The following is a 26,505-nucleotide window of genomic DNA, read 5'->3' as shown; positions in this document are numbered from 1 at the left end:
CATTCCAATGCAAACTTAATCCATGAAAAAAGGCACAGCTTATGCTGTACCTTTTTTCTACGGTGTATATTCAATTGGTGCGTTTGGTCCAAGTGGCAACCCAAGGAGCATCCAAACGATCAACATCAGTGCCCAAGTAACAAAGAAGAAGATGGAATAAGGCAGCATGACAGAAATCAATGTCCCGATTCCTACGTTTTTGTTATATTGTTGCGCAAAGGCAATGATGATCGCAAAGTATGTCATGAGAGGTGTGATGATGTTTGTCGATGAATCCGCAACACGGTACGCCATAGTCGTCAACTCTGGTGAATAGCCGAGCTGCATCATGATCGGTACAAATATCGGAGCCATCATCGCCCATTTTGCACTCGCACTACCTATGAACAGGTTGACGATTGCTGTGACCAGCATAAAGCCTATGATTAGTGGAATACCGGTCAATTTGAGGGTTTCAAGCAACTCAGCACCATACACTCCTATAACAAGGCCCATATTGGATTCTGCGAAATAAGAGACGAACTGGCCGGCGGTGAATGCCAACACGATGAACATGCCCATCGAAGCCATCGTTTCAGTCATCTGATTCGCTACATCCTTATCACTCTTGATTGAACGTGTAATCAAGCCATAGACAAGCCCCGGTATAAAGAAGAGGATTGCGATGATCGGCACTAGTCCGTCACTCATGAATGGCGATTGGACGATTGTGTCCATATAGGAACCGACTGCATCATCTCCACGCATCGGCGAATTTGGCAGAACGACAAGAAGCAATGCAAGCAATGCCCCTACTACCATCGAAATGATTGCCCATGTCAACCCTTTTTTCTCGATCGGTTTCAATGGATTCATTTCATCCGTATCAGTAGCGGCAGTCGCTTCTTCAGAGTCAGCGTTGTAAGTTCCAAGGCGAGGTTCTACAATCTTGTCTGAGACGAACCAGCCTACAAGAGTCAGCAGGAAAACACTGGCTGCAATGAAGAAGTAGTTCATCGCAACGTTCATGCCATCAGCATATTGCGGATCGATGACGGAAGCCGCCTGAATGGAAAGTTCAGCCAGCATGGCATCTGTACCACTCAGAAGCAGGTTGGCCGAGAATCCAGCAGAAACACCGGCAAAAGCAGTTGCAAGACCAGCCAGTGGATGCCTGCCGAGGGCAAGGTACAACACTGCACCAAGCGGCGGTAATACGACATATCCTGCATCAGATGCAAGTGAAGACATGATACCCGCAAAGACAAGGCCTGCTGTGATCAGGGTCTTAGGTATTGACAATACAAATCCGCGTAAAGCTGCACTTATCAGACCTGACCGTTCAGCAACACCAATACCAAGCATCGTTATGAGAACGACTCCAAGCGGCGCAAAGTTGATGAAGTTATCAGTCATACTGGAGAATATGTAACTTACCCCTTCACCATCCAGCAGGTTATTGATGGTGACGGTTTCTTGGTCCTCTCCCGGGTGTTCCACTGAAATTTCAAACGTCGATAAGATTGCAGATGCAACGAGCGTAAGAAGTGCGAGAATCGCAAACAGGGTGACGGGATGAGGGAGTTTGTTACCGAGCCATTCTACAAAATCAAGAAATTTCTGAAAAAAACCTTTATTCTTTTTACCATTTTCCATTCCCAAAATTTCCTCCCAAAATACACTAAACTAAAAAGGTCGCCTAATCAGGTGATCTTTTCAGTTTAGTGCCATTACAGAATCATAAATCTCATTTCAATAATTTCATTACATTCACAACTGAATCCCTGGACTTATCCAGCTGTTTCTTTTCATCTTCTATTAAATCCAACTCGATGATCTTCTCGACGCCATTTGTGCCTATCACTGCCGGTACACCAAGATAGATGTCACTATAGCCATACTCTCCGTCCAGATACGCAATGGATGGAAGCACACGCTTTTTATCATGGAGGATGGCTTCAGCCATTTCCACTAAAGAGGCAGCGGGGGCATAATAGGCAGAACCATTACCCAGCAGGTTTACAATTTCAGCTCCGCCTTTCCTTGTGCGCTCGATGATTTCATCTATCTTGGTTTTGTCCATAAGACTTTCCAATGGCACACCTCCGACCGATGAATAGCGAATCAGAGGCACCATGTCGTCTCCGTGGCCTCCAAGGACAAACCCACGTACATCATTGACGGAAAGGTTCAGTTCTTCTGCTATAAACGTCCGGAAACGGGCGGTATCAAGCACTCCCGACTGTCCAATGACCCGGTTTTTTGGAAAACCGGACTCTTTATAGACAGCGTACGTCATAGCATCTACAGGGTTTGTCAGAACAATGATTGTACAGTCCGGTGAATGCTCGACTATTTCCCGTGTCACTGCTTTCATTACTTTTTGGTTAGTCTTGATGAGATCGTCCCGGCTCATGCCTGGCTTCCGTGCAATGCCTGCAGTAATAATGACGATGTCGGAATCTTCAGTATCCGCATAATCACTTGTGCCGGTAATATTTACGTCGACTCCAAGAACCGGTGTCGCTTCCTGCATATCAAGTGCCTTGCCGCGTGTCGGGTCTTCCGCTTGCGGAATATCGACGAGGACCACATCTGCAAGCGCTTTAGAAGCTGCGATAAAGGCAGTCGTAGCGCCAGTGAACCCGGCGCCTATGACTGATATTTTTTTCCTGTTCATGCTATTCCCCCTTAAAAGGTGGCTTCAACTACATATTTTTGACAAGTTCGTCTGCAAACTCGGAACATTTAACTTCTTTGGCACCATCCATCAGACGGGCGAAGTCATAAGTCACGACCTTAGAAGCAATCGTCTTCTCAACAGCTTTTGTTACAAGGTCTGCCGCTTCCTGCCATCCTATATGTTCAAGCATAAGAACGCCCGAGAGGATGACGGATGATGGGTTGACCTTGTCCAAGCCGGCATATTTAGGTGCTGTTCCGTGTGTTGCTTCGAAGATTGCATGGCCTGTTTCATAGTTGATGTTCGCACCAGGAGCGATACCGATTCCACCAACTTGTGCCGCCAATGCATCAGAGATATAGTCTCCGTTCAGGTTCATTGTAGCTACAACGCCGAAATCTTTTGGACGAAGAAGGATCTGCTGCAGGAAGATGTCGGCGATTGCATCTTTGATGATGATTTTGCCTTCTGCTTCCGCCTCTGATTGTGCTTTGTCGGCTGCTTCTCTTCCTTCTTCCTCAACAATCTTGTCATACGCATTCCACGTGAATACCTTATCCCCGAACTCACGCTCAGCAAGTGCATAGCCCCAAGCTTTGAATGCACCTTCAGTGAACTTCATGATATTACCTTTATGGACAAGAGTCACAGAAGGTCTATTGTTTTCAATCGCATAGTTGATGGCAGAACGTACCAATCTCTCAGTACCTTCTTTGGATACCGGCTTGATTCCGATTCCTGAAGTTTCTGGGAAGCGGATGTTTTTAGCGCCCATCTCATCTTGAAGGAAGTCGATTACCTTCTTCGCTTCATCAGTGCCTTCCTGGAATTCGATACCTGCATAGATATCCTCTGTGTTTTCACGGAAGATGACCATGTCCGTCTCTTCAGGACGTTTCAATGGAGATGGAACACCTTCAAAATACCTTACCGGTCTGAGGCATGTAAACAGATCCAACTCTTGCCTCAGCGCAACGTTCAATGAACGGATACCGCCACCGATTGGTGTAGTGAGAGGGCCTTTGATTGCAAGCAGGTATTCATTGATTGTATCCAAAGTCTCCTGTGGCAGCCATTCGCCGGTATTGTCATACGCTTTTTGGCCTGCCAATACTTCTTTCCATTCAATCGCTTTTTTACCGTCATATGCTTTTTCAACCGCTGCATCAAGTACTTTGTTTGCAGCTTTCCAGATATCCGGTCCAATGCCGTCACCTTCTATGAATGGGATGATTGGCTTATCAGGTACGTTCAGAATTCCATTGTTTGTTGTGATTTTTTGACTCGACATAAATAAAAATCCTCCTGGTTAATAATTTTGAAAATTTGTTTTAGCGCTTCTCGATTGCTTCATATTTCTTGCCGGTTTGTCCAACATATTCAGCTCTTGGTCTGATCAGACGATTGTCTTCGTACTGTTCCAGAATATGTGCAATCCATCCGGACACGCGGCTGACAGCAAAGATTGGCGTGAACAGATCATGGTCAATCCCCATCGCATGATAGACCGAGGCGCTGAAGAAGTCAACGTTTGGCAGAAGGCCCTTTTCACGTTCTACAACTTCTGCGATCTTTATGGATTTTTCGTAGAGCTCAGGCTCCCCGATTTCCTGGGTGAGTTGTCTGGACATCTCTTTCAGATATTTTGCACGTGGATCGCCGTCTTTATAGACACGGTGCCCCATTCCCATGATTTTCTCTTTGTTTTCGAATTTTTCTTTCAAGTAGTCTTCTACAGCTTCAGGAGATTCGATCTCACCAAGCATCTTCATTACGCGTTCATTCGCTCCGCCATGAAGAGGTCCTTTGAGTGCACCAGCTGCAGCTGTTACGCCTGAATACATATCAGAAAGTGTCGCGACACATACGCGTGCCGTGAATGTTGACGCATTCAGTTCGTGGTCTGCATGAAGCACAAGGGCTTTATTCATTGCCTCGACTTCTGTACTGTTAGGCTCTTCGCCTTTCATCATATACAGAAGATTTGCAGCGTAATTGAGTCCTTTTTTAGGTTTGACGACCTCTTTACCACTTCTTATCCTTGAGAATGCTGCAACGAGTGAAGCCACTTTAGCTTGAATACGGATGGCTTTTTCCTGATTCGCTTCATCACTCATGTCTTCAGCATTCTCATCGAAGTGTGACAGATATGACAATGCTGTACGCAGACCTGCCATTGGATGAATCTTATCCGCTGCGTATTCCTCGAAATGAGTGTAGATTCTAGGATTGAGCGTCATATGATCAAATAATTTCGCCTGGAAATCATCAAGTTCAGTCTGGTTCGGCAATCTGTCGTTCCACAATAGGAATACGACTTCTTCAAATAGTGCATTTTCTGCAAGGTCATCGATTTCATAACCACAGTAAGTGAGCTGCGAACCAATGATTGAACTGATGCGTGATTCGGTTGCAACTATACCTTCTAAACCTTTTTTCTCAGACATATATCGATTCTCCTTCTAGTTAATTCTTAGTATAGCCAATCGGCCTTATTGCCATTATATCAAATTAAAGAACTTTGTGAATAATACAGCATCATTTATTCTTTTGTGAAATTAATACCATTAACCTTCTAGAAGACGCCTATACTCACAATAAAAGCCTCAATTCAGCTGAATTGAGGCTTTTATAAGGGTCAGTTAATTATCTTATTGATGTACATAAGTTTATCTTATGATTAGTGTGTTGTCTTAGATGTATCAATACCTGTCACCGATTTAACCTTCACTTCGCGATACTTTTCATGTGATTCGGCTTTACCGAGGAAGGTTCCTAAGAAAGCACCTAAAAATCCGGCTGGTACTGAGATTATTGCTGGATTCGTCAGAGGGAACAGTGGCTCCATTGCAATAAATGCATTGCCTGAAGGATCCATTACATTCGGGCTCATGATAACAAGTATAAGAGATACCGCAAGTCCCGTTATAATTCCAGTAATCGCCCCTTGCGTGTTAAACCGCTTCCAAAAAATCGTATAGACGATGACTGGTAAATTGGCGCTTGCTGCCACACAGAAGGCCAAGGAAACGAGAAATGCGACATTTTGGTTTTGGGCGAAGATTGCCAGTATTATGGACAGGACACTTACACTGAATGCCGCAATTTTAGCTGCGAGCATCTGCTGTTTATCTGTTATGTTACCCTTTTTGATCACTTGACCATAGATATCATGCGCAAATGCACTTGCCCCCGATAACACAAGACCAGCTACTACTGCGAGGATTGTTGCGAATGCCACTGCTGACACGAATGACATGAGGAGATCGCCACCGAGCTTTTCTGCTAGCAATGGCGCAGCCATATTGCCTGCCGGGTTCGCTGCGATGATTTCTTCCCTCGTCAGCATCGCTGCAGCTCCAAATCCAAGGAATATCGTCAAGATGTAGAATATGCCGATGATCCAAGTTGCCCACATGACTGAGCTACGGGCTGTCTTAGCATCTTTAACTGTAAAAAACCTCATGAGGATATGCGGAAGGCCGGCCGTACCGAACAGTAATGCGATGATGAGCGATACGTTATTCAGGGGAGATCCGCCTTGAGAGCCAGGATTCAAGAATGGGCCTTTAAGCTCCGGTGCCGTTATGTTCTTCATTTCGCCAAACATGGTAAAAATATTAAAATTGAATTGCAGCAGTACAAGTACAGAGATGATGATTGTGCCAACCATCAACAAGATTGCCTTTACCATCTGTACCCAGCTTGTTGCAGTCATGCCACCGAATAATACATAAATGGTCATCATTATACCGACTATAATGACAGCCACACTGTATGGTATATCAAACAGTAGTTGAATCAAGGCTCCCGCCCCTACAAGTTGAGCGAGCATATAGAAGATGACAATCGTAATGGAAGATAGCGCTGCGAAGGCGCGCACCTTCTTAAGCTCAAACCGGGCAGCAATCATATCAGCGACTGTGTACTTCCCGAGGTTTCTAAGCGGTTCTGCAACAACGTACAGTACAACGAGATAAGCTGTAAGATAACCCACACTGTAGAAAAAACCGTCAAACCCCATAATGCAATCGCCCCCGCAATACCAAGGAATGAAGCAGCGGAAAGGTAATCTCCGGATATTGCGAGACCGTTTTGCCAACCAGTCAGCCCCCCACCTGCCGTGTAGAAATCTTTAGTGGATTGAGTCCTTTTCGAAGCAAAGTATGTAATCACTAACGTCAAACCAACAAATACAATGAACATGATGATGACGGTCAGATTCATTTATAGTTCCCCTCCCGATACTTTCTGATTATCTCATCCGCTTCCCTGTCGAATTCCTTGGCTTGCTTCATATAGATCGTAACCAGCGTCCAGACCATTATGAATAGGAAAAAAGCATAGATCCAAGCCCATGAAATGTTTCCGAATGCTTCATTGCTAAGCAAATTGGTATAGCCTGTCAGTATCGGAAAGAGCAGTGTAGCGATGATGAAAAAGATGCTGACCGGTAAAATGAATCTGTTCCGTTTCTTAAGCAGTTCTTCAAATTCAGGTTGTGAAGCAATTAATGCGTAATCAATCTTTGCCATTTCTATTCCCCCTTATAGTCTACATTGTATTTATTTGACTGAAATATGTCAATTTTTCGACAACTATAATTGTTGTAATTATTCATCTTCTGAACTATTGGTGGTATAAAAATAAAAAAGTCAACCATGCATCCCTTAAAGGATGCATGGCTGACTTTCCCGTTTGAAATCCATTCAATTATTTCGCTACATTCCCTTTGGTTTTTCTATCACGTTGATCTCTCCGATTTTATCCATTGTGATATTTGATGAAACATTAATGGTTTCATCATCCATTTCCATAGTAAGTGTCAATTCGGCACTTTCGTATCGATAATCTTCATTGAACTTTAGGAGGACAAGACCATTGATGTGATCCACCGCTTCGAGTGACGACTCCAGATCGTCGTTTATAAAGGGTTTTACGCCGGCTTCGCCTTCTACTTCATAGCGAATTTCATAACCTGATTCGAGCTGTTCGGCTGTGCCTTCTTTGAATGGCTCGAGCTGACTGATTAAATCTCCATAACTGCTGCCTTCAATATTGCGCCCGTCATCCTGTCTTTCCACGTCGCCATTTTGATAGATGAAGTGTTCTCCTTCAAAGATGTAATGCGTCTTGATGTCAGTCCCATCATCAACTGCGATTTTAATTTCATCTTGTTTGCTCCTGGTGGTTATTGTACGGATCACATGCTGTCTTTCTTCTGTGGAAATTGTAGTCGTCTGCCGCTCTTCATAGCTGACTTCCTTACTTCCTTCAGATTGTGCATTTTTAATGATATCTGCTGCTGACATTTCTTCTTCCGACTCTTCAGACGTCTGTTGCTCTTCTGGAGCGGCCTCTGTCGATTCTTCACTCTGATCTGTATTCTCACCAGATGAGTCGTCCGCAGGCCCGCCGTTAGTGCACGCTGTTAAAAACAGGAGCATGATAAGTAACATTTTTTTCATATGTGCCACCTCATCTAATATTATACTGTGCAGCATCTGTGACTACAACATAAAAAGGCACTTTCAAAAAGTGCCTTTTGCTGGGTTATAGTACATTAGCATGCCCATCGAATATACAATTCTGTTCTGAGTCGACGGTGACGACTGTGCCCTCTTCCAATACTTCATACGCGGCTGACGCCCCGACTATTGTCGGCAGATCAAGATTCAGGCCAACGATCGCCCCATGTGAGGTGAGTCCCCCCTCGACTGTGACAAGACCTGCAGCCTCTTCAAGGTAAGGCGTCATATCTGCATCTACAGATTGGGTTACGATGATTTTTCCTTCCAGATCTTTATCTTTTAAGGCTTCCGCAGAGTCAACGAACATCACTTCACCAACGCTGCTTCTCCTGCCTATACCCTGAGCTCGGATCAGCTTATCTCCGACGATGTGGAGTTTCATCAGGTTCGTGGTGCCCGCTTCTCCTGCAGGAACCCCTGCTGTGATGATCAACAAATCTCCCTGTTCTGCAAACCCTTTTTCCATTGCTGCTGATACAGAGATGTTCAGAAGTTCATCAGTATCCCGCTTCCCTTCCTTGATCACAGGGTGTACGCCCCATACAAGCTGTAGTTGTCTGGCTACATGATGGTGCGGAGTAACTGCCACAATTTCTGCATGCGGACGATATTTTGATATCATTCTTGCTGTATGCCCTGATTCTGTGGCCGCTACTATCGCACGGCAATTTAAGTTCAGTGCCGTGTGTGCGACCGACACGCCAATTGCCGTCACCAAGTTCGTCTGCAGCGACTTAGTCCGTGTAGATAGTAATTTTTTGTAATCCTGTGCATCTTCAGCCGAAACAGCGATGCTTGCCATCGTCTGGACAGCTTCCAGAGGATAATCACCGGCAGCTGTTTCGCCGCTCAGCATTACAGCATCTGTACCATCATATATGGCGTTCGCCACATCGCTAGCCTCCGCACGGGTACAGCGTGGGTTATGCTGCATGGAATCAAGCATCTGTGTAGCGGTGATGACCGGTTTACCAAGGTGATTAGATCTTCTGATCAGATCTTTTTGAACCATAGGTACTGACTCAGGCGGAATTTCAACACCCAAGTCTCCGCGCGCCACCATGAGTCCATCAGACACTTCGAGTATGTCGTCTATATTGTCGATGCCTTCCTGGTTTTCGATCTTCGGAATGATTTCAATGTGTTCCCCTGACTTTTCTTCAAGCAGCTTGCGTATTTCCAGAACATCGCTGTTTGTACGGATAAAACTTGCTGCAATCAGATCGACGCCTGCGTCAATGCCGAAGATGATATCTTCCCGATCCTTCTCAGTGATGCCAGGCATTTTTACAGAGACATTTGGTACATTGACACCCTTTTTATTTTTGAGGACACCATCATTCAGGACGCGGCAATAAATTTCCCCATTCTCCCGGTCGATGCTTTCAATTTTAAGTTCCATCAGGCCATCATCGAGAAGGATGCGATCTTTTTCATCGACATCTTCAATGAGGCCAGAGTATGTGATGGAGATCTTTTCTGGCGTACCCACTACTTCTTCCATCGACACTATGATGCTCTGCCCTTTTGTCAGCTCAATTTCACCATTTTCCATGCTGTGGGTACGAATCTCAGGCCCTTTTGTATCGAGCAGAATACCTACTGTACGATCTAATTTGTCGGCAACTTTCCTGATATTGTCTATTCTGGCACGATGTTCATCATGATCACCATGTGAAAAGTTCAATCGTGCAATATTCATGCCAGCTTCCATCAACTTTTCAAGCATTTCCGGTGATTCTGATGCAGGACCGATTGTACATACTATTTTAGTGTTACGCATAACTAGATTCCTCCTAAATGGATAGCTCTCTCGAAAGTCTGTACAGACCCTCATCTATCATATGGCTTTCTTCGAACACTTTATCGAAACGGGTTGCGGAGAGTTTATTGTTTTCAGTGCCTACCGCCTTTCCATGTACACCATCCAAAAGAAGGTCAACAGCGAAAGCACCAAGACGTGAAGCCAGCACCCGATCTTGACCGGTCGGTTTCCCTCCACGCTGCATATGGCCAAGCACACTCTCACGGGTGTCTACGTTTATATACTTATGCAACTCATCTGCGCATTGTGACGCACTCATGACACCCTCAGCTACAACAATGATCGAGTGTTTCTTACCGCGGCTCATACCCGATTCGATTCGTTCTGCAACTTCTTTCATGTCAGAAGGTGATTCAGGAATGAGTATGGTCTCTGCGCCCCCGGCGACACCGGCCCAAAGCGCCAAGTCTCCAGCATCCCTGCCCATCACTTCTATAATGAAAGTGCGCTCATGGCTGGTTGCTGTATCTCTGATCCTGTCTACGGCATCGATTATGGTGTTTAAGGCAGTATCAAACCCTATGGTGTAGTCTGTGCCATTGATGTCATTATCGATGGTGCCTGGCACCCCTATGGTCTTGATGCCTTCTTCATCGAGTCGTTGGGCACCTCTGTAGGAACCATCTCCCCCTATGACCACAAGTGAGTCTATTCCTTTAGCTTTAAGGTTCTCGATGGCTTTTTGGCGGACAGCGGGTTCAATGAATTCCGGGCACCGGGCAGAGTAGAGCTTCGTCCCCCCTCTTTGGATGATATCACCGACATCCCCAAGCTCGAGCTTATGGATATTATCAGTGACGAGGCCCTGGTAGCCCTGGAAAACACCATAGACTTCAACGCCTTCATATATACTCTTTCTGACGACGGCCCTTATGGCAGCATTCATGCCGGGCGCATCGCCTCCACTTGTAAGTACTCCAATTTTCCTCATGGGTTCCCTCCGTTAAAACAATCTCTTATTTTTAAAATAGCATAACTTATATCCCTAATCCATCATTAAGGTTGATGAAACCGTTTTATGAAACCAAAAAAATGAACAGCTGAAATTAAAGCTGTTCATCATATATCCCGATATTCACATATTTATCGTAGCGGTCGGCTACCATCTCTTCGCGATCAAGTACAAGGAGCCCTTCGAGATGTTCTTTCAAGATTCCATCAAGATTCTCAAATACCTGATCCCTGTTGTTATGGGCACCACCTTGAGGTTCTTCTATCACCGCATCCGCTATGCCGAACGATTTCAGGTCGGCTGCTGTTATCTTCAATGATTCTGCAGCAATCTCCTTCAATGACGCATCTTTGAACAGGATGCTCGCAGCGCCTTCTGGTGAGATTACAGAATATGTCGCATTCTCCAGCATGATCAGGCGGTTGCATACCCCAAGTCCCAGGGCCCCACCTGAACCCCCTTCGCCGATGACGACGCTTATGACCGGTACATGGAGTCCCGCCATTTCGACAAGATTGCGTGCGATCGATTCACTCTGTCCCCTTTCTTCAGCGGCTTTACCTGGGTATGCACCTTTAGTATCGATAAAACAGATGATTGGGCGGTTGAATTTGTCGGCCTGCTTCATCAGGCGAAGCGCCTTACGGTATCCATCGGGGTGGGCCATGCCGAAGTTACGGTGGATGTTCCCTTTTGTATCCCGGCCGCGTTGATGTCCGATAACCGTCACAGGGCGCCCATTGTATGAGGCAATACCTCCTACAATGGCAGGGTCATCACTATGTACGCGGTCACCATAGAACTCCGTAAACTCTTCAAACAAAGCTTCGATATAGTCGTAGGTGGTTGGACGCTTTATATATCTTGCGATCTCCACACGCTGCCAGGGAGTGAGGTTATCGTAAATTTCATTTTTTTTATCGTTGACCTTTTTCTCCAAAAAACTGACTTCCTTTGTGAGGTCCACTTTATTTTTTGCTGCATACTTTTCCAATTCTTCAATCTTCTCTTCCAATTCATAGATTGGTTTTTCAAAATCGAACATTCCCATCTACACCCCACTATGCAATTTCAGGATTCGTCCGAGATAATCTTTCATATCCCGTCTGTCTAAAACTTCGTCCAGCTGTCCATGCTTTAAAAGGAATTCAGCAGTCTGGAAATCATCCGGCAGTTTCTCCTTGATCGTTTCCTGGATGACGCGCCTGCCGGCAAACCCGATCAGTGCACCTTTTTCTGCCAAGTTTATGTCGCCGACTGAGGCGAAACTTGCAGATACCCCTCCTGTTGTAGGGTTGGTCATATAGGAGATGTAGAGCAGACCTGCATTATTGTGGCGCTCTATCGCCACACTGACTTTAGCCATCTGCATCAGCGAAATGATGCCCTCCTGCATACGTGCGCCTCCACTGGCTGTGAAGATGATGACAGGTAATCCGTGTTCTGTTGCATAACCGAAAGCACGGGCGAGTATTTCGCCGACTGCAGAACCCATGCTGCCCATCCTGAAGCGAGCATCCATGACGGCTACAACGGCGCGCTCTCCTTCGATGTTTCCATCTGCACATAACACCGCTTCATTCAGTCCTGTCTTTTCCTTATCCTTTGAAATCTTAGCTTCATAATTAGGGAAGTTTAATGGATTGGCAGATGTGATGTCCTGGAACAACAGATCGACTTCCCCTTCATCCATCAACGCTTCCAGACGGTCCTGTGCTGAAATAGGCAGATGATGGCTGCAGTTGGCACATACATTAAGACGTTTATATAAGTCTTTTGAATATAATATCTTCTTGCAGCTTGGACATTTTGTCATGATGGATTCATTTTTTTCAAAGGTGCCATCATTACGGTCTGTTTCATTAACTTTTTTATTCAGTTTAGAGAACAAGTCTTTCAGCATATTAAACTCCCTGTTTTCTTTATTATTTGAATGCCTGTGAATATTTATCGAGCAGTACATAGATTTTTTTCATTATGATGTTGTCGTCTTCTAGTACATCAGCATTTCCATTCTTTTCACTGACATATCCTTCTATCATTTCTTTAATCTCTATGATTTCGTTCTGTTGACGTTCTGATTTGATGAGATATTTGCCGATTAGCTGAAACAGCTGATGGTTATCAATATCAGCAAGAAAGGTGCCCTCGCCCCGCTTCACATAAATGATGCCAAGCAGTTCAAGCGCTCTGAGTGCTTCTCTTACGCTTTGCCTGCTGACATTCAATTCATCTCTCAGATACCTCTCGCTGGGTAGCTTTCCACCTACTTGTATCTCTTCCTTTTCGATGACATTGTGGATTTCTTCAATAATGTTTTCCAAACCTTTTTTCTCAGTCATCTTATAGGATCACAGCGTCAAACTGCGTGCTTTCTGATAGATGTCTTCAGGATCGACTTTAATGCGGCTGACACCCGTCTGCATGGCCGCTTTCGCCACAGCCCTCGCTACACTTGGTGCGACTTCCTTATTGAAAGGTTCCGGGATGACGTTTTCGGCATTCAACTTATCTTCTTCGATCAGTTCCGCAATAGCAAGGACGGCAGCCTTTTTCATCTCGTCATTTATATGTGTCGCCCGAACATCAAGCGCACCCCTGAAGATGCCTGGGAAAGCAAGCACATTGTTGATTTGATTCGGAAAATCGCTTCGTCCTGTACCGACTACAAGAGCTCCGGCAGCTTTCGCCTCATCAGGCATAATTTCAGGATTTGGATTGGCCATGGCAAAAATGATCGGATCTTCTGCCATTGTCTTGACCATCTCGGTAGTCAGGGCACCTTCCACAGAAACACCGATGAAGACATCCGCTCCTTCAATCACATCAGCCAGTTCGCCTTTTTTATGGTGATGGTTGCTGAACTTGCTCACTTCGTGCTTGATATCGTTCATCCCTGCTTCACGACCTTCAAAGATGGCGCCGCGGGAATCACACATGATCATTTCCTTTACACCAAAGCTGTGCAGAAGTTTTATGATCGCCACACCCGCTGCACCTGCTCCATTCAAGACAACTTTAATCTGGTTCAAAGATTTCCCTGAGAGTTTAAGGGCGTTCATCAGACCGCTCAAGGTGACGATTGCCGTGCCGTGTTGATCATCATGGAAAACAGGTATATCGGTCTCGCGCCCCAGGCGTTCTTCAATTTCAAAACATCTGGGCGCTGAAATGTCTTCTAGGTTGATACCGCCAAAAACCGGTGTCATCAGTTTGACCGTGTTCACGATTTCATCGACGTCATTGGTATTGAGTGCAATCGGAAAGGAGTCCACTCCGGCAAAGTTCTTAAAGAGTGCGCTCTTACCTTCCATTACAGGTAAACTTGCCATAGCGCCTATGTTCCCCAAGCCTAACACGGCGGAACCATCCGTAACGACGCCGACAGTATTACTCTTAATCGTATAATCGAATACTGTGCGTTCGTCTTCATATATTTCTTTACATGGTTCAGCCACGCCTGGTGAATATGCCAGGCTCAAGGCTTCACTGTCTTTAATCTCCACTTTTGAATTTACTGCTAACTTTCCTTGTTTTTCCCTGTGCATCTCTAGTGCATCATCTCTCAAGGACATATAATCTCCCTTTCTTAGTGGTCATACCACCGCAATATAAATATAGTAACATTATCAGTTTTATATGACAACTTCTTTAGTTCAATATACGTATATCGGCTGCCTTGACCACTTCCAATATACCTTCAATACTCTCTTTTCCCATTTTGCCAATCATCTTCTTCTTGTCAAAATCTTTAATTGGTATGCCCGATTCACCCATGAAATCAGTCAGATTGTAAGCATGGGCATTGCGGATGACAATCTGTTTTGCCCGCTCATAGTATATCTTTTTGAAAGCCTCTACGGTTTCCAGTGAGTCGACTATGAGTTGTGGACGTGACCTGCGCGTTTCTACCCTTCCCTCCACGACAGCAATCTGTCTTGTCAAATTCGGATGGACATTGAAATAGATCTTCGGGAAAACGACTCCTTCCATTTCATAAAGCCCATCGGTAAATTTGACGAACGCCATATTCTGTCCATTTTTCGTCCGGATTAATTTAATATCGTCCAAAAAGACGAGATAGATTCCCTTACTTTGATTGAGAAGGTTGAACGGGATGAATTGGAGAGATTTCCTCAGTGCTATGACGGGATGGTCTGAGAGATAGAATCCGAACACATCCTTCTCCCCCTCCACCTTCTCCATATCATTCATTTCAGCAACGTGGTGGTATTCTTTCTTTATATTGAAGCCCAGTGTACTGAGGAACGAATCATGAGCATATTCTTCGGCATTCAATTCATCAAGCATGGGGAGCGTATTGAGGAGCGTTTTTCTATTCTCCTCAAAGACATCCAAAGCACCCGACTGGACGAGTCGCGTGAGCACTTTCCTATCCAGTTTGACATCCTGCACTCTAGTCTTCAAATCATATATATCACTGAATGGGCCGTTTTCACGTTCTTTTATAATTGCCTCGGCATGACGGTAAGTGACGCCTTTGATCATCGAGAAACCGAGTTCTATCCCTTCATCGCTTCTGTTATTCCATAGGGAAGTGTTGATGTTCGGAAGATATAACGGAATTCTAAGCCGCTTGATTTCACTTACGGTCTGGTTGACCTTATGTTCATTGCCGAAATGATGAGTGAGTATAACTGAATAGAACACTTCAGGATAGTGGGTTTTGATGTAGGCGAGGATGTAGGATATCCGACTGTATGCCACCGCGTGGCTTTTTGGGAATCCGTAGTCGGCGAACTCCAAAATCAGGTTGAAAATATGATGACCCACCTGGCTCGCGTATCCCTTACTTTCTGCTCCCTTCTCAAAGCGACCCCTTTCATGTTCTAGCGTCTCCCTATCCTTTTTACTCATTGCGCGCCTCAATATATCCGCTTCCGCATAGCTGTAGCCTGCAATCCTTGAAGCGATCTGCATGATCTGTTCCTGATAGACGATGACACCATATGTCTCTTTTAATATATCTTCAATGTCTTCATGTGGGTATCTGACTGCGTCTGGTTTCTGCTTCCCGGCGATGAAATTCGGAATTTCCTTCATCGGCCCTGGCCGGTACAAAGCGATTACTGCGACAAGGTCAAGAAAGCCCTCAGGCTGCATTTCCCTGATTACTTTGCTTATGCCCTCCGATTCCAGCTGGAAGATGCCGATGGTCATCCCCTTACCAAGCAGCCGATAGACTGCCGGATCATCATCCGGAATTTCATCCAAGTTGAATGATATGCCGGATTTTTGTATTTTATTGACCATAAACTTCAGCAGCGTCAGGTTTCTCAGCCCCAGAACATCTATCTTCAGCAGTCCTGAAGGCTCCACCTCATTCATCGTCCACTGACTCAATGTGTGTCCGTCACTGAAGGTCACCGGGATATTTTCGGTAAGGCGTTCTGCACTGAGCAGTATGCCGGCAGCATGGGTGGATGTATGCCGCGGCAATCCTTCAATCCTTTTACACAAGCTCGCATATGTATCATACTTGGGGTCCGCTTCTGAAAGCGACCGGAACGCATCTTTCTGAAAAGCCTCCTCGAGTTTCGCCCCAGGGATTTCTGGAATAAGTCCTGAAATCATTTTCAGTTCATCCTCTTTAAAACCGAGCACCCTGCCCACATCACGCGCTGCCATCTTGGCGCTCAACGTTCCGTACGTGACTATATGCGCCACATTCATCGTACCGTACTTCTCAATCAGATAATCGACTACCTCGTCGCGTCTGGCATCCTCAAAATCAATATCGATATCAGGCATCGTCACACGTGCAGGGTTGAGGAAGCGTTCGAATAGCAGATTATACTGAAGCGGGTCGACTTCAGTAATGTTCAGCAGATAGGATACAAGGCTTGCGCTTGAGGAACCCCGTCCTGGCCCTACATAAATCCCATTCCGTTTTGCATGGTTGATTGCATCCTGCACAATCAAAAAATAGTCTTCATATCCCATATCCACGATGACACCGTATTCATACTCGAGCCGTTTTCTATAGGCTATTCCACCATCCGTCTTGGATTCAAGCTGTTTTTGCAGCATGTGCCATAGAAAGGATTTTGAATCTTCATTCTGGGGATGGGGAAAATGGGGCAAAGTCCGTTCCGTCCTTGGTATTTCGACATTGCACTTCTCTACGAGGCGTTGATTGTTTTCAAGGTGAGAAGCTTCAATTTCAGTGAGATCCGAGAACACCCTGATATGATCTGGCCCCGTGGCGTTATGCATGGAGGCCGTATCCAACTTCTCATTATCCCGTATCGCATTCAATGTAACCCGTACCGGCAGGTCTTCAGGCTTCATGTAGTGGGCTGGATTGATGAAGACCGTCCTATACTCCGGATGTGACAGGTGGTGGGATATGTATTTATCCTCAGGTTTTATGGCCATGCCATCCAAAATTGGGATGCCTTGCCCATTCTTTGCGATTGCTACACACGATTGGATATTGTTATTGAGGAATTGGACCGGCGTGAATTCCAGGTGCTTATAGGAAAGCATCGCGGAAAGACGGATCAGTTCCTTATAGCCTCTAAGATCTTTAGCGATAAGTACCAGCGGGATGCCCGAGCTCTGATCATCCACAGAAATTTCCATCCCGATCAAGGGTTTAATGCCAGACTTCGACGCATGGGTATAGAACTCATATACACCATGTAGACGATTGAAATCAGTAAGTGCAACTGCCTTTTGGCCGTCTCTGGAAATTTTATCAAGAAGCGGGCCGATTTTGATATTACTGTCCAGAAATTCGTAGCAGCTATGCACATTTAAATTGATCATTCGGCAAAACCCTTTCTACAGTTTACTCTCCAGCGCTTTGATCAGTTCCTGGACTTCTTCCTTCTCCTTCAATGTGATTCCACTTGCGAGAGGGTGCCCGCCTCCCCCGAACCGTTCTGCCACGTCGTTGATGACGGTGTCCTTGGCACGTAATCTTACGCGGATCTCATCATTTTCCTCGATGGCCATAAACCATATTTTGGCTTCATCGATTTCACGGTAGATGTTGACATGCATACTCGCCTCGTTACTTGATAAACCGTACTTTTCCAATGTAGGTTCGTCTATGTAAATAGACAGTACACCTTTATCGGTGATTTTGAATGCCTCAATCAGATGACCTTTGAACTTGAATTGTTCCAGGCTCTGCTTATTCATTTCATTCATGTCCTTGGCGGCTTCAAATTTGAACCGCTTAAGTTCGGCTACGACCTTATGGGTCAATTCTGTAGTGTTATTGAAAAGAAATCTGCCGGTATCACCAACGATTCCGGCAAACAGGAGACGTGCCGACTCATCATTGATATAGTCGTTGTCGAATCCCCATGCTGATGCCAGCAGAAAAATGAGTTCGGAAGTGGATGACACACCCGTTTCAACTATATTGATCGCGCCATAAGGATCGTGGTTTGGATGATGATCTATCTTGATCACTTCAGCACCCATGGATACATCGCCGTCAATCCGATCAGTGTTGGCCGTATCCACTACAATGACAAGTGGCTGATCTACGGCCACGGCAGTATCCATTTCCCCAAGAAAAGAAAGGGAAGGTTCAGTGTCCCCGAGAGCCGCCACTTTCTTATTTGGGAACATATGCTGGATAATGGATTTCAACCCAAGTTGGGCGCCTATCGCATCAGGATCCGGTCTCACATGCCTCAATATGATGATTTCGTCATAGGTGTTGATCTTGTTTATCAACGCTTTATAGTTGTCCTTTAGAGTCGGGTATCCATTTATATATTCTGTGAACAATTCTCATTCTCCCCTTATTTGGATTTACTTGTTTCGTATTATAAATTATACTACATATTGGAATGGAGTTGTAACGATGGAAACATCCTATCAGATTGCAGTATCCTTTCTGGTCACGCTGCTGCTCCTGAGCTTTTTTATGTTCCTGCTCTATAAGGTCAGGAAGATCAGGACGGAACGGGACGTCAGAAAGGCGTATTTCAACAGCATATCGAGAATCTGGCTCGGGTTGTTGATCGCTGTCTTCGGCCTTAATACAATCATACAATTTTCGTCGGCAGTATCATATATTGTCGGTGGCCTGTTCATCATCATCGGTCTCTACAATGTATGGCACTTCAATGCTGCACGAAAATACTTCAAAGCAAATCTCCCCATAGAGGAGAAGGCTTGGGCGGAGTTCAACCGTAAATCTGGACAGAATGGAAAATAGACAAGTGAGTTCACTTGTCTATTTTTCTTTATAATGCTGGATCAGCAGTACGGCTTTCATGTGAACCTCTCCATTTGCCCTGGCGATGACTTCCATCCTAAGGAACTGCTCCCCAGCATCAAGGACTTCTCCTTCTATCACAAGTTCCTGGTTCAATTGCATCAGCTTCATATTCATGATGTTCATCGTATCTATGTGATAGCTTTCTATATTCCTCTCCTTGAGCATCGCATCTATCAGACGCTCCATAAGTCTGATGAACTCGGACTGTACCATACTGCCATGTTCATCAGTCAAGAATGGCATGACTTTAATATGGAGTCTATTGTCGTCTATATGCACATTTCTGCCGATGTCTGGTTCTGCTGAGGACAGCCCTTCAGGTTTCTGCAGCTCCCTTTGCTTGAATACATCCCTCCTATCTACCACCCCGAGCCATATGCCCTCCTCGTCAATAATCGGGATGATGTTGAGGTGGTGCCAACTCATGGCTTGGCGTAGGCGCTGGATTGTACTCTGTGGTCTTGCTGAGGCATCGAATACCAGACCTTCCGGTCCATCCTCCCTCAATTTCATGAGATCTTTAGAACGGATGAGGCCCAGATAGAATCCTTCCTCTAAAATAATCGTTACCTTATCCGCCGGATAAAAGTCCTTCCCAAAGTCATTTTTGATATCATACACATATTCCTCCTGACGTACCAGAAGGTCGGCAGCAGTAATGACATTGGTCGTCATGAACCTGTTGTACAATTCACGCTGTATTGCCGACGCAACAGTAAATGTGTCAGAAGTCGTCGACAGGACAGGGAGCTTGAATGCGTCCGCCCGCTCCAAGATTTTCGGGTCGGCACCAAACCCCCCAGTGATCAGAATACCCGAATGGTTTTCCAATGCTTTCCGCTGGGCATCTTCACGATTTCCCACGATGAGGAGGGCACCTTCCTCGAGATATGTTTCGAGGGCCTCGGTGCGCATCGCACCGATGATGAATCTGCTGATCTCTCCATCAAGCCCTTCCGAACCGGCCAGGACAGTGCCTTCAATCACCCACTTCACCTGTTCAAAACTAAGTTTCCCTTCTATGTATTCCTCTTTCGGCGCAACCCTTATCGTGCCCACGCGCTCTATGGTCTTTACTAGACCTTCTTTCTCGGCGTCTTTGATTGCCCTATAGCTGGTGCCATCTGAAACACCCAGATGGGCAGATACTCGCCGCACGGAAATTTTGGCACCTTCCGGCAGGCGATATATGTAATCTATGATTTCATCATGTTTTGACATTCTTTACCTCCGCTACCCGCTTTATAAAAAAAGGGGCAGAACCCTGCCCCTAATGCTCCATTATATCAAAAACCTATGCCTTGAACTCTACATATTGACCTGCTGACAGTATTTGGCAGTCTCCCTTGACTTTATCTGCAAATGTCTGCGCGTCCTGCTTGATTGGCGGGAATGTATTGTAGTGAACGGGAACTGTGACGTCTGGCTTGATGAATTCATTTACTGCATGGGAAGCATCATCGATGCCCATTGTAAAATGGTCGCCGATTGGAACAAAGGCAACATCGAACGGGCCATTGAGTTCCGTGATGAGTTTCATGTCGCCGAATATCCCGGTATCCCCGAGATGATAGATTTTTTTGCCGCCCGCTTCAATAATGATGCCTGTCGGCATGCCTGTGTATATTGCACTTCCATCCTCATCTGTAAAGCTTGAGCTGTGGAAGGCATGGACATATTTTACAGTCCCGAATTCAAATGAATTTTTACCGCCAATATTCATCCCTATCGCTTCCACATCTTGACCTGACAGATAATCCGCCAACTCTACCGGGGCAACCACGGTCGCGTCATTGGCTTTGGCGATCTCCACAGTATCACCGACATGGTCATTGTGCCCATGGGTCAGTACAATATAGTCAACTTTCACATCTTCAACTTTCAGATCCGTCAATTCATTTCCGTTGATGAATGGATCGACAATCATTTTAGAACCTTCATTTTCAAGTTGGATGATCGAATGTCCATGATAACTGAGTTCCATAATCCTATTCCTCCTAAATGAATATCATATGCTTTCACTATACCCTAAAACCGCGGCAACCATTCATATTTATGATACAATTTTCATGAGGTGAATCAAATGAAGACAATTAGACGCAACCATACATTATCTGAAAATCATCTCTCTGAAATCATTGCCAGAGATGATTTTGACATACCCAATCTCGCATTGCTTCCGATGAAGAAGGCCCTTCATCCCGAAACGGAATATTTCGTTTCCCTGAACCATACGGAGGAACACAATCCTTTCCTTCTACAGAACCTCGTCATAGAAAGCATCCGTATGATGGAAGGAGCTGATGGTTTCATGACTGACCAGATCTTTACAAATGATCATCATCACATCAATCATAGATTCCTTGATGAAATATCCATACAGACCGGTAAGCGGCACCTTATAATAGGGCCGAGTTTCAGCCGTGTACCAACTTTTCTGCAAAGTCGCCTATTGGATGAGCTGGTAGACGCTGATGTTTCAGGAATCATGTTCGATGTGAGAGGCATAGACATCGATGACTTTGCTGCATTACAGCCGCTTGCCAAACTTAAGATCCATGCAAAGAAACGGATCGCCATCATTCCAGTCGTGAGGGATGAACACCAGCGGGAGGCTTTAGTCGACACCATCCCTTTTGATATCGTCTGCATTGCAGGCTGAGTCCATAAGAAGATAAAGGTTGCCCGGACGCGGCAAGAAAAAATCCTCCGCCATTTTTTATGGCGGAGGATTTTTGGTTTTAATATTGGGTTTGCTACAGCAATTCTGTTACATCTTTATATTCTAGTTCCTGCGCTTCTGCAACTGCTTTATAAGTCACATGACCGTCGTATGTGTTGAATCCGCCAATCAATGTCGGGTTGTCTTCAACTGCTTTACTGCAGCCCTTATTCGCTATTTGCAGACCATAAGCCATAGTCGCATTCGTCAAAGCGATTGTAGATGTACGCGGTACTGCACCAGGCATGTTCGCAACTGCATAGTGGACGACTTCGTGCTTGAAGTAGATCGGATCATCATGCGTCGTCACTTTATCTGTAGTTTCGAAGATACCACCCTGATCGATTGCGATGTCTACGATAACAGAGCCGGCATTCATCGATTTGATCATGTCTTCACTTACAAGACGAGGCGCGCGCGCTCCAGGTATCAGTACTGCACCGATGACAAGGTCACTTTCCTTCACTGCCTGTGCGATATTTAAAGGAGAAGACATGAGCGTCTGGACATCCCGTCCAAACAGGTCGTCGAGTTCCCTCAAACGCTTAGGGTTAAGGTCTAGAATCGTCACTTCTGCCCCCAGGCCAATTGCCATTTTAGCTGCATTGGTTCCAGCCATTCCGCCACCGATGATGGTGACCTTGCCGCGGGAGACGCCTGGCACTCCGCTCAGGAGTACACCTTTGCCGCCTTTGATCTTCTGCAGGTATTCTGCACCGACTTGCGCCGCCATGCGTCCGGCCACTTCACTCATAGGGGAAAGCAATGGCAGTGAACCATCCGGCAGTTGTATCGTCTCATAGGCGATTGCCGTTACTTTTTTATCTAAAAGCGCTTTTGTAAGTTTTGTTTCAGGTGCCAAGTGGAGGTATGTGAATAAGATCAGATCCTCTTTGAAATAATCGAATTCCTCTGCCAAAGGTTCTTTGACTTTGACCACCATATCGACATCCCAAGCCGCTGCCGCAGAGTCGACTATTTCAGCTCCTGCATTGCTGTAGTCGGCATCCTCGAAATAAGAGCCGCCTCCTGCATTCGTCTCCACCTTGACTGTATGTCCTGCTTCGACGAAGGCATGAACACCGCCGGGTGTCAGGCCGACCCTGCTTTCGTTGTTTTTAATCTCTTTAGGAACACCAATAATCATTCTAGAAACCCCTTTCATTTTTGAATGTTTCAACCCATCTATTGTATCATAAAGATATTGAAAAGTTATGACATAAATATGACTTTATCAATGTATAAATATATAAAATATTCAAAATGTGATATAATTGATGTGAAGAAGATACCACATCGAAAGGGGTTCTCAAAATGCTTAAATATCAAAATATCCTTATCGCGGTTGATGGATCAAGAGAGGCTGAATGGGCATTCCATAAAGCAATCGACATCGCAAAACGGAATGATTCAAAACTATCAATCATCAACGTCATCGACACCCGTTCTTTCGCCTCGGTAGAAGCTTATGACCGTACAATTTCCCAACGCGCCAATGACTTTGCCCAAAAGTTGCTGGATGGTTACGAAGACCTCGCATTGAAGAACGGTGTACTCGAAGTCGATAAGATAATCGACTATGGCTCACCAAAATCAATCATCCCTAAAAAAGCAGTTAAGAAGACCGGCGCAGATCTGATCGCGTGTGGTGCCACAGGCCTCAATGCTGTGGAGCGCTTCATCATCGGTTCCGTGTCTGAAGCGATTGTCCGTCAGGCGCCGTGTGATGTACTCGTTGTAAGAACTGAAACGTTGCCTGATGATTTCGAACCAGTTGTTGCAACTGAAGAGTTCATGAATGAAAACAAGTAATCCAACCAAGTAAAAAGGCTCCTGAAACCGATCGGTTTCAGGAGCCTTTTTGTCTAGACGCCCATAATTCTGGCTACATCCCGTGCAATCATCACTTCTTCATCTGTTGGAATGACGATTATTTTTACAGGAGAATATGGGTGGTTGAGAAACTTCTCTTCCCCACGGACATCGTTCATGGTCGGGTCGAAATAGACACCCATGAATTCAAGGTTCTCCAGCACTTTTGCACGCACAATATCGGAGTTTTCTCCAACTCCGGCCGTGAATATTATCGCATCGAGACCACCCATGCGTGTGGCGTACGACCCCATATATTTATGGATTCTCTCACCGAACACTTCGAGTGCCAAGACCGCCCTCTCATTGCCTTTTTGAGCTTCATTCTCGATATCACGCAAGTCGCTTGAGAACCCGCTTACACCGAGTAGACCTGATTCCTTATTCAAGACATTGAGTACTTCTGAGGCGGACTTGCCCGTCTTTTCCATTATATAAGGAATGAGCGCCGGGTCTATATTACCTGAGCGTGTACCCATGGTAACGCCTGCCAATGGCGTGAATCCCATTGATGTATCGATTGACTTGCCGCCTTTCACCGCCGCTATGCTGGCACCATTCCCCAAGTGGCAGCTGATGAGCCTCAACTCATCAAGTGGCCTGTCCAAGAGTTCACTTGCCCGTTTGGTTACATATTTGTGGCTTGTACCATGAAAGCCATATTTACGGATACCGTAATCTTCATAGTAGTGGTAAGGCAAGCTGTATAAATAAGAACTCTCTGCCATGGTCTGATGGAAAGACGTATCGAAGACAGCAACGTGTGGCACGTTTGGCAGAAGTTCCCTGAACGCGTTGATTCCCATCAAATTCGCTGGGTTATGCAACGGCGCCAACTCACTCAGATCCTGGATTTCTTGAACGACTTTATCATCTATCAGAGCCGAATCATCAAAAACTTCGCCTCCATGGACGACACGGTGCCCACTGGCATCTATATCATTTATATCCTTAATCACATTATATTCAACCAATTTCTTCAACATTAGGTGAACGGCTTCTTCATGATCTCTGAAATTTTGGTTCAATGTGTCTTTTTGGCCATCCACTGTGATGGAAAAAATACCATTATCCATGCCGATTCTCTCGACAAGACCTTTGGCTATCTCTTTTTCTTCAGGCATTTCAAACAATTGGAATTTAAATGATGAGCTGCCTGCATTAATAGCTATAATCTTTGACATAACGCCCTCCTGATTCTTTAATTCCCAACATAGCTATCATACCATGACTCGGTCTGCTGCAAAAAGTTTTTAAACTGTGTGGCATTCTTAAAGTCCGGCACTTCGCCGATCAGCACTTCATTGTTTTTGAGTGGAGAGAACTTCTTTTTGATGACCATAATGGATTTCCGCTGCTTCTCAGTCTTGAAAATTGTTTTCGGTAAATGCAGGAACATCAACAATGTCGCTTCTTCTGATAGATACTTCTTGATGGTTTCATTATCTTTCTCAAGCATGTCTGAAGGTACGATGAATGCTCCAATTCCATCATCTTTCACATAGGCCATGGCACTTTCAAGCATCAATAGGTGCGCGTAGCTCCGTCCTTCGTCAAAAGCTGTTGTAAAGCCCTCTACTTTAAGAGGATAATGTCCTACTGGAAGGTCACCGACCGCTGCATCCACTTCCCCTGCCCTAGAAGGTTCTATGATGTCTTGAGGATAGATATTCATTGGTACCTTCAGGAATTCACATAGATTCGCGTTGAGCTGGGCGAGGACTGGATCCACTTCTACCCCATTCAACTCAATTTCGGGCATGCGTTCTTTCATCGTCATTGATAGATGACCAGTTCCACTACCGGCGTCCAGAAGGCGGATGGAATCCTCATTGAACAGCTGTATCAGATGAGACATCAAATAACCGAGACTGTCCGGTGTCATCTGATGATTCGGTTGAACAGGTTCTTTCTGTGCCTGTTGCAGATAAGCGAATTGGAATGCTTTCCTCATCTCGTCCATGCTGCCTTCCGCTTCGACCGTCAACAGCGCCTCACTCAACGCCTCAAGCCTTGAGAGCGCTCCGTCCTTCCCGATCAGGCGGTCTGTCTCCTGAATCAATCTATGGTATGTTTTTTCCATTTTTGTCTGCTCCATATTATCCCCCAATAAAATATGGACTGCCGATGGCAGTCCAAATGCTTTCTACATTATATTATAATGCTTTTAATGCTTCAATCGCTTTGTCGTAATCAGGGTGGTCTGTTCCTTCAGGAACGTACTCAACGTACCGGATCTTGTCGTTTTCATCAAGCACGAAGACGCTCCTCGCAAGAAGTCTCAGCTCCTCCATCACTACGCCGTAATTTTCACCGAATGATAAATCTCTATGGTCACTCAATGTAACTGCATTTTCCAATCCCTCATCAGCTGTCCATCTTTTCTGTGCAAAAGGCAAGTCATTCGAAATGGTGATGACGGCAACGTTGTCGACGCTTGTTGCCTGTTCGTTGAATGTCTTGGTCTGGGTGCTGCATACCCCAGTGTCTATTGATGGTATTACACTGATCAATTTTTTCTTGCCTTTAAAGTCATTGAGACTGACTTGTTCAAGATCTGTGTTCAATGCGGTAAAGTCAGGCGCTTGGTCTCCAACCTTTACCTGCTCACCGCGCAATGTCATTGGATTGCCCTTAAAAGTAACGTTAGCCATTGATGAATCATCCTCCTAAGT

At 45.3% G+C, this 26,505-nt stretch carries 23 protein-coding genes and 1 pseudogene; 3 read left to right on the top strand and 21 right to left on the bottom strand.

Annotated elements, in window-relative coordinates; translation table 11 throughout:
• Positions 1-57: 57 nt before the first annotated feature.
• The 15 genes and pseudogenes from ACZ5LF_RS04995 to ACZ5LF_RS04925 all read right to left on the bottom strand — a co-directional run bounded on the left by ACZ5LF_RS04995 (position 58) and on the right by ACZ5LF_RS04925 (position 18,740).
• Positions 58-1,635 (bottom strand): AbgT family transporter, encoded by a 1,578-nt coding sequence (locus tag ACZ5LF_RS04995; RefSeq protein ID WP_380569378.1) that lies wholly within the window; start codon positions 1,633-1,635, stop codon positions 58-60.
• Positions 1,636-1,726: 91 nt separating this feature from the next.
• Positions 1,727-2,659, bottom strand: coding sequence for a malate dehydrogenase (gene mdh, locus ACZ5LF_RS04990; RefSeq protein WP_380569377.1), 933 nt, complete (start codon positions 2,657-2,659; stop codon positions 1,727-1,729).
• 28 nt (positions 2,660-2,687) lie between these two features.
• The gene (gene icd / locus ACZ5LF_RS04985) at positions 2,688-3,953 is read right to left on the bottom strand and encodes an NADP-dependent isocitrate dehydrogenase (protein WP_380569376.1); all 1,266 of its coding nucleotides are present in this window, start codon (positions 3,951-3,953) and stop codon (positions 2,688-2,690) included.
• A 40-nt stretch (positions 3,954-3,993) separates the two neighbouring features.
• The gene (locus ACZ5LF_RS04980; RefSeq protein WP_380569375.1) at positions 3,994-5,109 is read right to left on the bottom strand and encodes a citrate synthase; all 1,116 of its coding nucleotides are present in this window, start codon (positions 5,107-5,109) and stop codon (positions 3,994-3,996) included.
• A 233-nt stretch (positions 5,110-5,342) separates the two neighbouring features.
• A pseudogene (locus ACZ5LF_RS04975) lies at positions 5,343-6,889 on the bottom strand (solute symporter family protein).
• A complete protein-coding gene (locus ACZ5LF_RS04970) occupies positions 6,886-7,197 on the bottom strand; it encodes a DUF485 domain-containing protein (protein ID WP_380569374.1) in 312 nt (103 codons plus the stop codon). The pseudogene ACZ5LF_RS04975 and the gene ACZ5LF_RS04970 overlap by 4 nt, the downstream one beginning before the upstream one ends.
• A 186-nt stretch (positions 7,198-7,383) precedes the next feature.
• A complete protein-coding gene (locus ACZ5LF_RS04965; protein ID WP_380569373.1) occupies positions 7,384-8,130 on the bottom strand; it encodes a hypothetical protein in 747 nt (248 codons plus the stop codon).
• Between the two features lie 85 nt (positions 8,131-8,215).
• Positions 8,216-9,976: a pyruvate kinase gene (gene pyk, locus ACZ5LF_RS04960; RefSeq protein ID WP_380569372.1), complete on the bottom strand. Its 1,761-nt coding sequence runs from the start codon at positions 9,974-9,976 to the stop codon at positions 8,216-8,218.
• Between the two features lie 13 nt (positions 9,977-9,989).
• Positions 9,990-10,949: a 6-phosphofructokinase gene (gene pfkA, locus ACZ5LF_RS04955; protein WP_380569371.1), complete on the bottom strand. Its 960-nt coding sequence runs from the start codon at positions 10,947-10,949 to the stop codon at positions 9,990-9,992.
• A 115-nt stretch (positions 10,950-11,064) separates the two neighbouring features.
• Positions 11,065-12,015 carry an acetyl-CoA carboxylase carboxyltransferase subunit alpha gene (locus ACZ5LF_RS04950; RefSeq protein WP_380569370.1) on the bottom strand — a complete coding sequence of 317 codons (951 nt, stop codon included), beginning with the start codon at positions 12,013-12,015 and terminating at the stop codon, positions 11,065-11,067.
• Between the two features lie 6 nt (positions 12,016-12,021).
• On the bottom strand, positions 12,022-12,873 hold the full coding sequence (gene accD, locus ACZ5LF_RS04945) for an acetyl-CoA carboxylase, carboxyltransferase subunit beta (RefSeq protein WP_380569369.1): 852 nt from the start codon (positions 12,871-12,873) through the stop codon (positions 12,022-12,024).
• Between the two features lie 22 nt (positions 12,874-12,895).
• The gene (locus tag ACZ5LF_RS04940) at positions 12,896-13,312 is read right to left on the bottom strand and encodes a FadR/GntR family transcriptional regulator (RefSeq protein ID WP_380569368.1); all 417 of its coding nucleotides are present in this window, start codon (positions 13,310-13,312) and stop codon (positions 12,896-12,898) included.
• A gap of 9 nt (positions 13,313-13,321) precedes the next feature.
• Positions 13,322-14,545 (bottom strand): NADP-dependent malic enzyme, encoded by a 1,224-nt coding sequence (gene ystJ / locus ACZ5LF_RS04935; RefSeq protein ID WP_380569367.1) that lies wholly within the window; start codon positions 14,543-14,545, stop codon positions 13,322-13,324.
• 76 nt (positions 14,546-14,621) lie between these two features.
• Entirely contained in the window at positions 14,622-17,762 is a 3,141-nt protein-coding gene (locus tag ACZ5LF_RS04930) for a DNA polymerase III subunit alpha (RefSeq protein WP_380569366.1), read from the bottom strand.
• Positions 17,763-17,777: 15 nt separating this feature from the next.
• Positions 17,778-18,740 carry a DHH family phosphoesterase gene (locus tag ACZ5LF_RS04925; RefSeq protein ID WP_380569365.1) on the bottom strand — a complete coding sequence of 321 codons (963 nt, stop codon included), beginning with the start codon at positions 18,738-18,740 and terminating at the stop codon, positions 17,778-17,780.
• 76 nt (positions 18,741-18,816) lie between these two features.
• Between ACZ5LF_RS04925 and ACZ5LF_RS04920 the strand changes: the two genes are divergently transcribed.
• Entirely contained in the window at positions 18,817-19,173 is a 357-nt protein-coding gene (locus ACZ5LF_RS04920) for a YtpI family protein (protein ID WP_380569364.1), read from the top strand.
• An 18-nt stretch (positions 19,174-19,191) separates the two neighbouring features.
• On the opposite strand, the gene ACZ5LF_RS04915 is transcribed toward ACZ5LF_RS04920, so the two are convergent.
• A complete protein-coding gene (locus ACZ5LF_RS04915; protein WP_380569363.1) occupies positions 19,192-20,457 on the bottom strand; it encodes a DRTGG domain-containing protein in 1,266 nt (421 codons plus the stop codon).
• 73 nt (positions 20,458-20,530) lie between these two features.
• Entirely contained in the window at positions 20,531-21,220 is a 690-nt protein-coding gene (locus ACZ5LF_RS04910; RefSeq protein ID WP_380569362.1) for a metal-dependent hydrolase, read from the bottom strand.
• 99 nt (positions 21,221-21,319) lie between these two features.
• Between ACZ5LF_RS04910 and ACZ5LF_RS04905 the strand changes: the two genes are divergently transcribed.
• Positions 21,320-21,898 carry a hypothetical protein gene (locus tag ACZ5LF_RS04905; RefSeq protein WP_380569361.1) on the top strand — a complete coding sequence of 193 codons (579 nt, stop codon included), beginning with the start codon at positions 21,320-21,322 and terminating at the stop codon, positions 21,896-21,898.
• A gap of 94 nt (positions 21,899-21,992) precedes the next feature.
• Here the strand turns inward: ACZ5LF_RS04905 and ald are convergent, their stop codons facing one another.
• Complete coding sequence (gene ald / locus ACZ5LF_RS04900; RefSeq protein ID WP_380569360.1) at positions 21,993-23,105, bottom strand: alanine dehydrogenase; 1,113 nt, start codon at positions 23,103-23,105, stop codon at positions 21,993-21,995.
• A 167-nt stretch (positions 23,106-23,272) separates the two neighbouring features.
• Between ald and ACZ5LF_RS04895 the strand changes: the two genes are divergently transcribed.
• On the top strand, positions 23,273-23,770 hold the full coding sequence (locus ACZ5LF_RS04895) for a universal stress protein (protein ID WP_380569359.1): 498 nt from the start codon (positions 23,273-23,275) through the stop codon (positions 23,768-23,770).
• A 53-nt stretch (positions 23,771-23,823) separates the two neighbouring features.
• On the opposite strand, the gene ACZ5LF_RS04890 is transcribed toward ACZ5LF_RS04895, so the two are convergent.
• Genes ACZ5LF_RS04890 through tpx form a run of 3 tightly spaced genes read right to left on the bottom strand, consistent with a single transcriptional unit; the run spans position 23,824 to position 26,484 of the window.
• Positions 23,824-25,014, bottom strand: coding sequence for an acetate kinase (locus ACZ5LF_RS04890; RefSeq protein WP_380569358.1), 1,191 nt, complete (start codon positions 25,012-25,014; stop codon positions 23,824-23,826).
• Between the two features lie 17 nt (positions 25,015-25,031).
• Positions 25,032-25,928: a class I SAM-dependent methyltransferase gene (locus ACZ5LF_RS04885; protein ID WP_380569357.1), complete on the bottom strand. Its 897-nt coding sequence runs from the start codon at positions 25,926-25,928 to the stop codon at positions 25,032-25,034.
• 58 nt (positions 25,929-25,986) lie between these two features.
• A complete protein-coding gene (gene tpx, locus ACZ5LF_RS04880) occupies positions 25,987-26,484 on the bottom strand; it encodes a thiol peroxidase (protein ID WP_380569356.1) in 498 nt (165 codons plus the stop codon).
• Between the last annotated feature and the right edge of the window lie 21 nt (positions 26,485-26,505).

It is taken from the genome of Salinicoccus siamensis, assembly GCF_055391965.1.
Note: the sequence above shows the minus strand (reverse complement) of the source record. Positions and strands in the feature narration are given on the sequence as shown.